Annotated in this window: 10 protein-coding genes; all 10 read left to right on the forward strand. The window is 52.2% G+C overall.

Annotated features, from left to right (window positions below):
* The first annotated feature begins 106 nt into the window (after nt 1-106).
* Nucleotides 107-1,825 (forward strand): ATP-dependent protease LonB, encoded by a 1,719-nt coding sequence (gene lonB, locus DFP94_RS14040; RefSeq protein WP_114497082.1) that lies wholly within the window; start codon nt 107-109, stop codon nt 1,823-1,825.
* 117 nt (nt 1,826-1,942) lie between these two features.
* The gene (gene lon / locus DFP94_RS14045; RefSeq protein WP_114497083.1) at nt 1,943-4,279 is read left to right on the forward strand and encodes an endopeptidase La; all 2,337 of its coding nucleotides are present in this window, start codon (nt 1,943-1,945) and stop codon (nt 4,277-4,279) included.
* 14 nt (nt 4,280-4,293) lie between these two features.
* Nucleotides 4,294-4,950: a ribosome biogenesis GTP-binding protein YihA/YsxC gene (gene yihA / locus DFP94_RS14050; protein WP_114497084.1), complete on the forward strand. Its 657-nt coding sequence runs from the start codon at nt 4,294-4,296 to the stop codon at nt 4,948-4,950.
* Nucleotides 4,951-5,122: 172 nt separating this feature from the next.
* Nucleotides 5,123-5,710 carry a non-ribosomal peptide synthetase module gene (locus tag DFP94_RS14055; RefSeq protein ID WP_114497085.1) on the forward strand — a complete coding sequence of 196 codons (588 nt, stop codon included), beginning with the start codon at nt 5,123-5,125 and terminating at the stop codon, nt 5,708-5,710.
* Between the two features lie 455 nt (nt 5,711-6,165).
* On the forward strand, nt 6,166-6,564 hold the full coding sequence (speD, locus tag DFP94_RS14060) for an adenosylmethionine decarboxylase (protein WP_114497086.1): 399 nt from the start codon (nt 6,166-6,168) through the stop codon (nt 6,562-6,564).
* Between the two features lie 214 nt (nt 6,565-6,778).
* Entirely contained in the window at nt 6,779-8,173 is a 1,395-nt protein-coding gene (gene hemA, locus DFP94_RS14065; protein WP_114497087.1) for a glutamyl-tRNA reductase, read from the forward strand.
* A gap of 188 nt (nt 8,174-8,361) precedes the next feature.
* The gene (locus tag DFP94_RS14070; RefSeq protein ID WP_245954819.1) at nt 8,362-9,009 is read left to right on the forward strand and encodes a precorrin-2 dehydrogenase/sirohydrochlorin ferrochelatase family protein; all 648 of its coding nucleotides are present in this window, start codon (nt 8,362-8,364) and stop codon (nt 9,007-9,009) included.
* 2 nt (nt 9,010-9,011) lie between these two features.
* Complete coding sequence (gene hemC, locus DFP94_RS14075) at nt 9,012-9,977, forward strand: hydroxymethylbilane synthase (protein ID WP_114497089.1); 966 nt, start codon at nt 9,012-9,014, stop codon at nt 9,975-9,977.
* Between the two features lie 5 nt (nt 9,978-9,982).
* Entirely contained in the window at nt 9,983-11,539 is a 1,557-nt protein-coding gene (gene cobA, locus DFP94_RS14080) for a uroporphyrinogen-III C-methyltransferase (protein ID WP_114497090.1), read from the forward strand.
* A gap of 43 nt (nt 11,540-11,582) precedes the next feature.
* A complete protein-coding gene (gene hemB, locus DFP94_RS14085; RefSeq protein ID WP_114497091.1) occupies nt 11,583-12,587 on the forward strand; it encodes a porphobilinogen synthase in 1,005 nt (334 codons plus the stop codon).
* Nucleotides 12,588-12,593: the final 6 nt, after the last annotated feature.

A 12,593-nucleotide genomic window follows, 5' to 3' on the forward strand; every position in this document is an offset into this window, starting at 1 on the left:
TGAGGCGGAGCCTCGGGCTTTTTTGTACTTTTGGGAGTTTCCCGTTTTATGATGGAGCGAAAAGGCTATACTACCAAGTATCAGTCAAAGTGGGGAGGCCTGTGACATGGAACTGAATGTGATTCTGATGTCCGTCCAATTGTTTTTTGCCGTTGTAGTCGGTTTGTATTTCTGGAATCAGCTGCGCAGCCAGAAGGGAAACCGTACAGCGGTTGATCGCGAATCTCGCAAGGAGATGGAGAAGCTGCGCAAGCTGCGGGCGGTATCGCTCACCAAGCCGCTTGCGGAGCGGACGCGTCCTGCTTCATTGACCGATATCGTCGGTCAGAAAGACGGGCTCCGCGCGTTAAAAGCGGCGCTGTGCAGCGCCAATCCGCAGCACGTGATCGTTTACGGGCCCCCGGGGGTGGGCAAAACCGCAGCGGCGCGGGTTGTGATGGAAGAGGCCAAGAAGAATCCGGCCTCACCGTTTAAAGCCGACGCGAAGTTTATGGAGATCGATGCGACGATCGCCAGGTTCGATGAGCGCGGCATTGCGGATCCGTTAATCGGATCGGTGCATGATCCGATCTACCAGGGGGCCGGCGCTATGGGCGTCGCAGGCATCCCGCAGCCAAAGCCGGGGGCGGTTACGAAAGCGCACGGCGGGATCCTGTTCATCGATGAGATCGGTGAACTTCATTCGATCCAGATGAATAAGCTGCTGAAGGTGCTGGAGGACCGCAAGGTGTTCCTGGAAAGCGCCTATTACAATTCGGAAGATACCGGAACACCGGCTTATATTCACGATATTTTTCAAAACGGGCTGCCGGCGGATTTCAGGCTTGTAGGCGCTACAACCCGATCGCCGCAAGAAATTCCGCCAGCGCTTCGTTCGCGTTGCATGGAGATTTACTTCCGGCCGCTGCTTCCCGAGGAAATCGCACAGATCGCCGAGGATGCGGTGAAACGGATCGGCTTCCAGCCTTGTCCGGAAGCCGTGGACGTCATAAAAAAATATGCGACAAACGGTCGCGAGGCTGTCAATATGGTTCAGCTTGCAGCCGGTCTTGCCTTGACGGAGAAACGCGATCATCTGTTGGCTGCGGATCTGGAATGGGTGGCGACCAGCAGCCAGTTGACGCCGCGCCCGGACCGCAAAATTCCGTCGCATCCGGAAATTGGCGTGGTGAACGGGCTTGCGGTTTATGGCGCCAATATGGGGACACTGCTCGAAATTGAAGCCACGGCAGTGCCCGTTGAAAAAGGAAAAGGAACCTACAACATCACAGGTGTGGTGGATGAAGAAGAGATCGGCGGCGGCAGCAGGACGCTGCGGCGTAAAAGCATGGCGAAAGGTTCGGTCGAGAACGTCTTAACCGTCTTGAAGCGAATCGGTTTGGATCCATCCGGATACGATCTCCACATCAATTTCCCTGGCGGAACTCCGATTGACGGCCCCTCTGCCGGGCTGGCGATAGCTACGGCAATCGCTTCGGCAATCAAACGGGTTCCGGTAGATCACCGCATCGCTATGACCGGCGAAATCGGAATCTACGGCAAAGTGAAGCCGGTCGGCGGTGTCGTCGCCAAAGTGGAGGCCGCTTTCCAAGCGGGAGCTACGACTGTATTGATCCCAAAGGACAATTGGCAGAGCTTGTTTGAAGGCTTGGACGGTCTTCGCGTGATTCCGGTAGAGTCGGTAGGTGAAGTATTCCGGCATGTGTTCGGGGCCGAAGCCGAGAAGGATTTTGGGCTCACTGCAGGCGGGGAGCTCTTCCCGCCCGTTCCTGCTCCGGCACCGTTCCTTCATGCGGAATCGCCTCCACCCGGCGGGGTCATGTAAGGGCGATTTTTTCATGGGCGGCTGCCAATCAAGCAGCCGCTCTTCATTGGTGTTTTCATGTAACATTTGCTAAAATAGGAATGATATCTTACGAGAACGTTTGGAGGTGCAAAAGCGATGGGACCCCATAAACCCAAAGGCCGTCGTTTTCCTTTGCTGCCTTTGCGCGGCCTTCTCGTCTACCCTAGTATGGTGCTGCATTTGGACGTAGGCCGAGAGAAGTCTGTAAAGGCGCTGGAAAAAGCGATGGTCGACGACAATTTGATTCTCCTCTGTTCTCAATCGGAAGTGAACATTGAAGAGCCGACCCAGGAAGACATTTTTCGCATAGGTACGGTAGCGAAGGTCCGGCAGATGCTGAAGCTTCCCAACGGCACTATCCGCGTGCTGGTGGAAGGCATGGAACGTGCCGAGATCGTGGAATATTTGGATAATGAGGAATATTACGAGGTGATCGCGAAGGAGCGGCCGGAAGAAGATTCCGCCGACCCGGAAGTCGATGCGCTCATGCGCACGGTGCTTACCCAATTTGAACATTATATCAATTTATCCAAGAAGGTAACTCCCGAGACGCTAGCAGCGGTATCGGATATTGAGGAAGCGGGCAGGCTCGCGGATGTAATTACGAGTCACTTGTCGCTCAAAATCAAGGATAAGCAGGAGATCCTGGAGACGATTGATGTCAGACAACGGCTTGAGAAGCTGCTCGATATTTTGAACAATGAGCGCGAAGTGCTCGAACTGGAGCGGAAAATTAGCCAGCGCGTCAAAAAGCAGATGGAAAAGACGCAGAAAGAATACTATCTGCGCGAGCAGATGAAGGCGATCCAGAAAGAGCTTGGCGAGAAAGAAGGCCGCGCCGGCGAGGTGGAGGAACTTCGGGCCCAGCTTGAGGAGAAGAACTTGCCTGATAAAGTCCGCGAAAAGACGCAAAAAGAAATCGACCGTCTGGAGAAAATGCCTTCGAGCTCTGCGGAGGGCGGAGTCATCCGCAATTATGTGGATTGGCTGCTCAGCTTACCGTGGGACAACAAGACCGAGGATGACCTGGATTTGAGCAAGGCGGAGCAGGTGTTAAATGAGGATCATTACGGTCTGGATAAGCCGAAGGAACGCGTTCTGGAATATCTCGCCGTTCAGAAGCTGGTCAAAAAGCTGAAGGGGCCGATTCTTTGTCTGGTGGGACCACCCGGGGTCGGTAAAACCTCGCTCGCCCGTTCTATCGCCCGTTCGCTTGGGCGGGAATTTGTCCGGATCTCCCTTGGCGGTGTCCGAGATGAAGCCGAAATCCGCGGACACCGGCGTACCTATGTAGGTGCAATGCCGGGCCGCATCATTCAAGGCATGAAGACGGCAGGAACGCTGAATCCGGTATTCCTGCTGGATGAGATTGATAAAATGGCTTCCGATTTCCGCGGAGATCCTTCCTCGGCACTGCTGGAAGTGCTGGATCCGGAACAGAATAACACGTTCAGCGACCATTTTATAGAAGTGCCGTTCGACTTGTCGAACGTCATGTTCGTCACAACAGCCAATGCGGTGCATAACATTCCGCGTCCGCTGCTTGACCGGATGGAAATGCTCTACATCCCGGGCTATACGGAATTAGAGAAGCTGCAAATCGCTACCCGTTATTTGCTGCCGAAACAAAAGCGGGAGCATGGCCTGGAGCCGGAGCAACTGGAACTCGGCGAGGAGGCTTTGCTGCGGACCATCCGGGAGTATACCCGGGAGTCCGGCGTGCGGAATTTGGAACAGCAAGTCGCCGCGCTTTGCCGGAAAGCCGCCAAGAAGGTCGTTTCCGAAGGTTTGGAACACATCGAAATTCTGCCCGGGGACATCAAGGATTACCTGGGGGTTCCGAAATACCGCTACGGCGTGGCGGAACTGGAGGACCAGATCGGTACGGTGACCGGACTTGCCTGGACCGAGGTAGGCGGAGAAACGCTTGTCATCGAGGTAACCGTCGTGCCGGGCAGCGGGAAGTTGACTTTAACCGGGAAGCTTGGAGATGTCATGAAAGAATCGGCGCAGGCCGCGTTCAGTTATACGCGTTCCAAGGCGTCGGAGCTTGGAATAGCAACCGACTTTTATGAAAAGAACGACATTCACATTCACATTCCGGAAGGCGCTATCCCTAAAGACGGTCCTTCTGCCGGCATCACGATCGCAACCGCGCTGATCTCCGCATTGACTGGCCGCCATGTGTCCAAAGATGTAGCGATGACGGGTGAAATTACGCTGCGCGGGCGCGTGCTGCCGATCGGGGGATTGAAGGAAAAATCATTGGCCGCCCATCGGGCAGGCTACAAAAAAATATTGCTGCCGAAAGACAATGAGCGCGATTTGCGCGACATTCCGGACAGTGTGAAGGAAGACGTGGTTTTCGTGCCGGTGTCCCATATGGACCAGGTGCTGGAACATGCGCTTGTGGAACAGTCCGGGCTGCATTAGAGAGGATTGGAATCATGAAAATAACCAACGCAGAGTTTGTGATCAGTGCCGTTGGCCCCGATCAATATCCTGAGGACGCCTTGCCGGAGATTGCCCTGGCAGGGCGTTCCAACGTGGGGAAGTCTTCGATGATCAACCGCATGATTAACCGCAAAAATTTGGCCCGGACGAGCTCCACCCCCGGGAAAACCCAGCATTTGAACTATTACCGCATTAACGATGAGGTCTACTTTGTCGATTTTCCGGGGTACGGCTATGCCAAGGTTTCGAAATCCCAACGCGAGGTATGGGGCAAAATGATCGAGAAGTATTTGCTGGAGCGGGAAACGCTTCAATTAGTGCTGCTTGTGATCGATTTACGGCATCCGCCGTCCAAAGACGACGAATTGATGTACGATTGGCTGAAGCATTATGACCTGCCGGTCTGCGTCGTAGCTACAAAAGCCGATAAAATCCCGAAATCACGCTGGCAGAAACATCTGAAAATCATTAAGGAAGCGCTTGTCATGCGCGCCGGCGACCAGATCATCATGTTCTCTTCCGAGGAGGGCATGGGCAGAGACGAGCTGTGGGCCCATATTTCGCGATTTGCCTTTCCGGAAAGCCCGGAAGAGGCAGGGGAAGATAACAGAAAAAATTTGCCCGAATCGTTGGATAAAGAAGGGATTTGAAGAATGATCGGCAGGAAAGTGAGCATGCAGGGGGAATTTTGCATCTAAAAACGGCTTAAACCGTTTTTTTCTGAAAAATGGCAGGATTTCACGTTTTAGCCGCTGAGCAAGAAATTGAATGAGTAGTGTATAATTATTTTAAAGGATTGTTAAAAGAATTGAGGAGATTTTTATGGCTCAGCGGTTAGCCACAGAGTATGTTAATGCCAGTTTAAGTTTGTCGGAAGTTCAGATGTCGCAGTTTGTTCACAAAGTCTATGATCCTCATGTCCGCCAGCGGGTGAAAGTGCTGGACAACGGCGGCCAAGTGGTGGTACTGGAGGATGACGGCGGGGAAGAAGTCCATCTGCCTTTTGACCGCAAAGACGGTTATTATGTCTGTGAATTGTCTTTCCGCTTGGAAACACCACATTTAACGAATGTCATGAGACTTTTGTTCGCTGCTTTCAAGGGCTCCGGAATGGTTACAAGAATTTATAACGGATTCATGATGATGTATTATTATCAAAATGGCCGGGTACGCAAAATCGTGGAATACTCCCGTGACTCGTACAAATTGGTGTTCGAATTCAAGGACACTCTGGGAGAACTCCAAAGAATCTACCGGAATAATGATGTGGAACGGGAGATTGAGTCGATTCACGGAAGCATCAATACCCTGCTCGACAAACGCATTATCGCCATGGACCCAGAAGCCGTGAACCTCATTGACGATGAACTCCGCGGCTGCACGCGCCGATTATTCGTACTGGAAGCATAGTAATTTCTAAATAGCAGCTTCAACCCGCCGACAAGGATGACCATTCCTTTTCGGCGGGTTTTTCCACTTTTAGGATTCACCTTTCCTGAAATGATCAAGTGAGCAAGCAGGAGTAGTCCAAAAAAGGGGGGACTCAGGACCAAGTTTTCTATGCGGAAATCCAGGAGGACGGATCGTTTTTTCTGGACAAATATCAGGATTTCATTCATTGAAATTCCCGAAAAATGCGCACAACGAACCTATGAAAAGAATATTATTTATCTGGAAGCAAAAAAGTATTGCATTTGTCTCCGAGAGATGTTATTTTTAATCTCGTTGAAAAGAATATAGGAACCAGGATTCACTCAGGACATGGAGATGTTGCGAGAGATTTTTCCCTCGGGAAGTGAATGACGTAGGTCCTAGCGGATGAAATTTTTTCAAACATTTTATTCCTAGGAAGGGGGAACCGGAAGATGGAATATTCAACTTTCGGAAGACACGTTGCTGTTGATACTTGGGGAGTCGACTTTGAGGTACTGAACAACGCGGAGTTGCTGCAAGTTCATTTGGTGGAAGCCGCCGAAGCTTGCGGAGCCACGGTGATGTCCGTGCAAGCCAAACAGTTTGAACCACAAGGTGCTACGGTGCTTGTTTTGCTGTCGGAGAGCCATCTCTCGATTCATACGTATCCTGAGAGAGGTTTTGCTGCGATTGATTGTTACACATGCGGAGAGACTGTAGATCCGCAAATGGCGATTGATTACCTGGTGACTGTTTTGCAACCGGAAAAATGCTATGCAAAGAAATTGATTCGCGGTTTGGGCGAACTTGAAGTGGTAACGCCTGAAATTAATCAAGTAGAGCTTGTTTAAAAGCGATCTTTATAACATAAGAAAGATGGGTAAACTAAGATAACCATGGAACTTTCCATGGTTATTTATTTTTAGCTATGTGGCTTCATATTTCATAAATAATTCATAAAAAAATCATAGAAATTGCAGGGTAACGGACTACCCCTGTGATATAATTAACATAGTTTGTTTGCATATATTGCTGTGACATCTTTTAGAGGCAGGTGAACTTGCAATGCACATTGTCGTAGTCGGGCTGAACTATCGGACGGCGCCTGTTGAAGTCAGGGAACGTTTTTCGTTTGCGGATAAAGATATGCCGCAAGCGCTGCAGGAGCTTCTACGCACCAAAAGTGTATTGGAAGGCGTCATTATTGCTACCTGTAACCGGAGTGAAATTTATGTGGTCGTAGACCGGCTGCATATGTGCGGGTATTTTATTCGTAGTTTTATGGAGAAATGGTTTGGGATTCCACGTGAGGAGTTTACCAAACATTTATATATGTATGAGGACGAGCAAGCGATACGTCATCTTTTCCGGGTATCTTGCGGATTGGACTCCATGGTGCTCGGCGAGACGCAAATTTTGGGTCAGGTCCGCAACGCATTCCTCCTGTCTCAAAGCGAAAAAGCGACGGGCAAGTGGTTTAATATGCTGTTTAAACAGGCCGTGACTTTGAGCAAGCGGGCTCACTCGGAAACCGCAATCGGTGAAAGTGCCGTTTCCATCAGTTATGCGGCTGTTGAGCTGGGCAAGCGGATCTTTGGCAGCTTCAGCGGGAAAAAGGTTCTGATTCTGGGAGCCGGCAAGATGAGTGAATTGACCGCTAAACATTTGAGCGGCGCGGGAGCCGATGAAGTGTTTGTCGCTAATCGTACCTTCGCACGGGCCCAGGAACTGGCTTCCAAATTCAGCGGTACTTCCTGCTCCATGCAGGAGGCGATGCAGCGGCTGGAGGAAGTGGACATTCTGATCAGCTCCACCGGCGCTGAAGGCTATGTCGTTACTTCATCGCAAGTGTCGCAAAGTATGAAGCAGCGTCAGGACCGTCCGTTATTCATGATTGACATCGCGGTTCCGCGGGATATCGATCCGGCGATCAGCGAATTGCAGAACGTATTTCTGTATGATATCGATGATCTTGAAGGTATTGTGGAGAGCAATCTGGAGATGCGGCGGGGGGAAGCCTTGAAAATCGAGGACATGATTGAGGAAGAAATCGCGGCTTTCGGTAACTGGCTTCAGACGTTGGGCGTTAAACCCGTCATCCGCGCCTTGCAGGAGAAATCTTCTTCGATTCACGAAAGCACGCTTGAAAGTATGTTCAACAAGCTTCCCGAGCTTGACGAGCGCCAGCGGAAAGTCATACGCCGATTGACCAAAAGCATCGTGAACCAGATGATGCATGATCCGATTAACCGCATTAAGGAAATGGCGGGCGAGGAAAACGGAGCGGAAGCACTGAACTGGTTTACGGAGATTTTCGCCTTGGAAGATCAATTGGAGATGTTAGCCGATTCCGCCGGTAAGGAAAGCGTCGCTTCCCTAGAGATACCTGAATCTTCGGCGGATGAGAAGCAACCGCTGGAGGAAAAGCCGTCGCTGTCCCTGGTACAGGCATCGGTTTAGTTATATGCCCTGGGCTTACTGTTTCATCCTGCACTGCAGAATTTCTGCAGCCGGAGAGACTGTCGGCACGGGGCTTATTTCTATCGCTGGAAAAATGCTGGGGTGTACAGTATGCTATACACAATGGCTAACGCGATAATTAGTTGATAAGAGGCATGGACCTGTTCTGTGGCCGGGGAGGGTTGCTTTTGACACATTATGTTCCCTTAATGATGAACCTGGAAGAACGAAGGTGCGTTATCGTTGGTGGCGGAACTGTAGCGGAGCGAAAAGTGGCTTCCTTGATCGAAGCGGGTGCAGAAGTAACGCTGATTTCTCCAACAGCGACGAACCGCTTGCAAGGTTTTCATAGTGAAGGTCGGATGGACTGGATTCAGCGCGGTTATCAAGCTGGCGATCTGGCTGGCGCCTTTTTGGCTTATGCCGCAACGGACCGGCAGGGCATTAACGATGAAGTTGTCCTGGAAGCCGAAGGATTGGGCATTCCGGTTAATCATGCCGGGGACGGGAGCAGAGGCTCCTTCATCACTCCGAGTATCGTGCGGCGCGGAGGCCTGATTTTGGCTGTTTCTACGTCAGGAGCGGGACCTGGAGCTTCCAGGGCGCTAAGCCGGGAAATCATGGAACGGTATGGCGATGACTATGAAACTTATGTGGATTTTCTGAGTTTTGTCAGGACTGCGGTGAAAAGGCGGGTTCAAGACCGCCAAATGAGGGCAAGGCTGTATAAATCATTGGCTGAAATGGATATATTGTCATCGATTCGGGAAGGGCGCTTCCAACCCTGGAACGAGGCGGAAGTGATAGCATGGATGGATTCATACCGGGAGGAATGAAGATGATAAAGCGAACTATAGTAGTAGGAACCAGACAGAGCCAATTGGCCTTGACGCAAACGGGCCATGTGATCGAGGCGTTGAAGGCGATTTGCGAGGAACATCGGCTGCCGTACGATTTTGAAATCAAAAAAATAGTTACTAAAGGGGACCGCATCTTAGACGTCACGTTGTCCAAGGTCGGCGGAAAGGGCTTGTTTGTCAAAGAAATCGAACAAGCGATGCTGGACGGGGAAATCGATCTGGCGGTACATAGTATGAAGGATATGCCTTCCGAATTGCAGGAAGGCCTGGTGACTGGGGCCGTACCAAAACGGGTGGACCCCCGAGATGCATTCATCTCAAGAGAAGGACTAAGCCTGGACAAGTTACCACAGGGAGCCAAGGTGGGGACTAGCAGCTTGAGACGATCAAGCCAGCTTAGCGCTTATCGCCCCGATCTCGTAATCGAACCGTTACGGGGAAATATAGATTCCAGGTTGCGGAAGCTAGAGACGGAAAACTTCGATGCGATTATTTTGGCGACTGCCGGATTGTTCCGGATGGGCTGGGAGGATAGAATCACTTCCCATCTCCCCGTGGATATTTGTTTGCCGGCGGTAGGACAGGGGGCGCTCGGCATCGAGTGCAGAGAAAGTGATGACGAGGTCCGTCACTTGCTTTCGCTCTACAATGATCCGGAAACGGCGCTGACGGTTGGAGCGGAGCGCAGATTCTTGGGTGTGCTTGGCGGGAGCTGCCAGGTTCCAATCGGTGCTTACGCCGTATTGGGTAAACATCATTATGGGGACGACGAGAGTGGCCTTTCCGGCGAAATCGTGCTGACCGGTATGGTCGGGACGCCGGACGGAGGTGTTGTCCTGAAAGAAACGATGGCGGGAAATGACCCTGTGACGCTAGGAGAGGCGGTAGCGGACAAGCTAATTTCCAGAGGAGCGGACGAAATTTTGGCAGCAGCCGGGGAGTGAAGGACATGACGGGAACGAAGGGGAAAGTGTATTTAGTCGGGGCAGGACCCGGAGATACAAGGCTGATTACTTTGAAAGGTCTCGATTGTCTGGAAAAAGGGGATGTAGTCGTTTATGACCGCCTCGCAAATCCAAGCTTACTGAGGAAAATGAAGCGAGGGGCCGAAAAAATATATGTTGGTAAACGGACGGACCGCCACACGATGAAGCAGGAGGATATCAACCAGTTGTTGGTTGATCTGGCTTTGACGGGCAAAACGGTCGTGCGCCTGAAGGGCGGGGATCCGACCATTTTCGGGCGCGTCGGCGAAGAAGCCGAATTGCTTCGTAAACATGGAATACCTTATGAAATCGTGCCGGGCATTACCGCTGCGATATCGGTCCCGGCTTATGCCGGGATTCCGGTAACGCACCGTGATATGGCTTCTTCGCTTTCGATCATTACCGGGCATGAGAGCCCGGACAAGCTGGATTTGTCGATCAATTGGGAAAAGGTGACCAACGCTACGGGGACGCTTGTGTTTATGATGGGCGTAGCTAAAATCGGGTATATCAGCAAACAGCTGATCTCCTATGGCAGACCGCTGGAGACGCCGGTCGCCCTTGTGCGCTGGGGAACCCGCGCCGAACAGGAGACGCTGACCGGTACGTTATCCGATATTGAGCAGAAGGTCATCGAGGCCGACTTTAAGCCGCCGGCCGTCATCGTCGTCGGGGAAGTCGTCAAACAGCGGGAGCAGTTGAAATGGGCCGAAGATATGCCCCTTTTCGGCAAGCGGATACTTGTCACCCGTTCTCGTTCCCAGGCTAGCGAACTGGTTCGGCAGATCGAGGACCTCGGCGGGGAGGCCTATGAGTTTCCCGTTATTGACTTTGAAATGCCGGCTGGCGACGTTCTGAACAGTACTAGCGAGGCTCTGGACAAGTTGACGGAGTATGACTGGGCTTTTTTCAGCAGCGTAAACGGAGTTGAATTTTTCTTCAAACACCTGGACAGGCTGGGAAAAGACGTCCGTTCACTGTTTAAAGCCCGAATCGCTGCTGTCGGCCCGGCGACGAAGGAGGCGCTGCGGAAGTACGGTATCTGCGCCGAAGAGCTGCCTGGACGATATCAGGCCGAAGGGCTGCTGGAGCAATTCGAAGGGGCGCTGAAGGCGGGGCAGAAAGTCTTGTTGCCGCGCGGCGACTTGGCCCGCTCCTGGTTGCCTGACGTGCTTCGCGAGCTGGGACTGGCCGTTACGGAAGCCGTAATGTATGCCACCGTCCCGGTCGGAGAAGATGACGACGAACTGGCCAAGATGCTTAAAGAAGGCCGCATTCATGCCGTTACCTTTACCAGTTCCTCCACCGTCACGAATTTCGTCGGCGCTTTGAAGGCGATGGGATTCGAAGATCCGGTGGAGGCTTTGAGCAGGGCGCAGATTGCCTGCATCGGACCGGTTACTGCAAAGACGGCCGAAGATGCCGGCCTTTCCGTCGGCATGCTTGCTCAGGAGGCTACCATCGATAGCCTGGTGGCGAGGTTGTGCGATTGGCAACAGGAAAGTGAAATTAAGAAATAGCCGGCTTGGCTGTAATATATGTGAATCCAGGAGGTAATTCAGCATGAGTTTTCCTATAGTAAGACACCGTCGTTTGCGGCAATCGCCCGCGATTCGCGGTATGGTGCGCGAAACGGTATTGACGGTGGATGATTTCATCCAGCCGATTTTTGTCACTTATGGCAGCGGCGTGAAAAACGAAATCTCATCCATGCCGGGCGTGTATCATTTTTCGCTCGATACGCTTGAAGAAGAAGTAAAAGAAATCGTAGACCTTGGCATCCCTGCGGTGCTGCTCTTCGGTATTCCGGAAAGTAAAGACAGCGTAGGTTCGTCGGCTTTCGCCGAGGCCGGCATCGTTCAGCAAGCGACCCGCAAAATTAAATCTTTGTATCCCGATCTGCTTGTCGTAGCGGATACCTGTCTGTGCGAGTTTACCGACCACGGCCATTGCGGCATGGTGCATACTTTTGAGCGGGACGGTCATGTATGCGGCGATGTCATGAACGACGAATCGCTGGATTTGCTAGTGCGTACCGCGGTTTCCCAAGCCCGGGCGGGTGCGGACATCATCGCTCCGTCCAACATGATGGACGGCTTTGTACAGGCTATCCGTTCAGGATTGGATGAGGCGGGGTTCGCTAACGTGCCGATTATGTCGTATTCGGTTAAATATGCCTCCGCGTTTTACGGTCCATTCCGCGAAGCGGCCGATTCCGCGCCGCAATTCGGCGACCGCAAAACCTATCAGATGGATCCGGCCAATGCGCGGGAAGCGCTCCGGGAAGCGGAGTCCGATGTGCTGGAAGGCGCGGACATGCTGATGGTAAAACCGGCGCTGGCTTTTATGGATGTACTGCGAATGCTCCGCGACCAGTTCGATCTGCCGCTCGTCGCTTATAATGTCAGCGGCGAGTATTCCATGGTCAAGGCGGCGGCTCAAAAAGGATGGATCAATGAGCGGGCTATCGTAACGGAAATGCTGCTGGGCATGAAACGGGCCGGAGCGGATATCATCATTACGTATTTTGCCAAAGACGCCGCGCGCTGGCTGCGCGAGGGTAAGTAAGAACAA

Origin of the sequence: Fontibacillus phaseoli (genome assembly GCF_003337355.1) — a bacterium.
Lineage (GTDB): Bacteria > Bacillota > Bacilli > Paenibacillales > Paenibacillaceae > Fontibacillus > Fontibacillus phaseoli.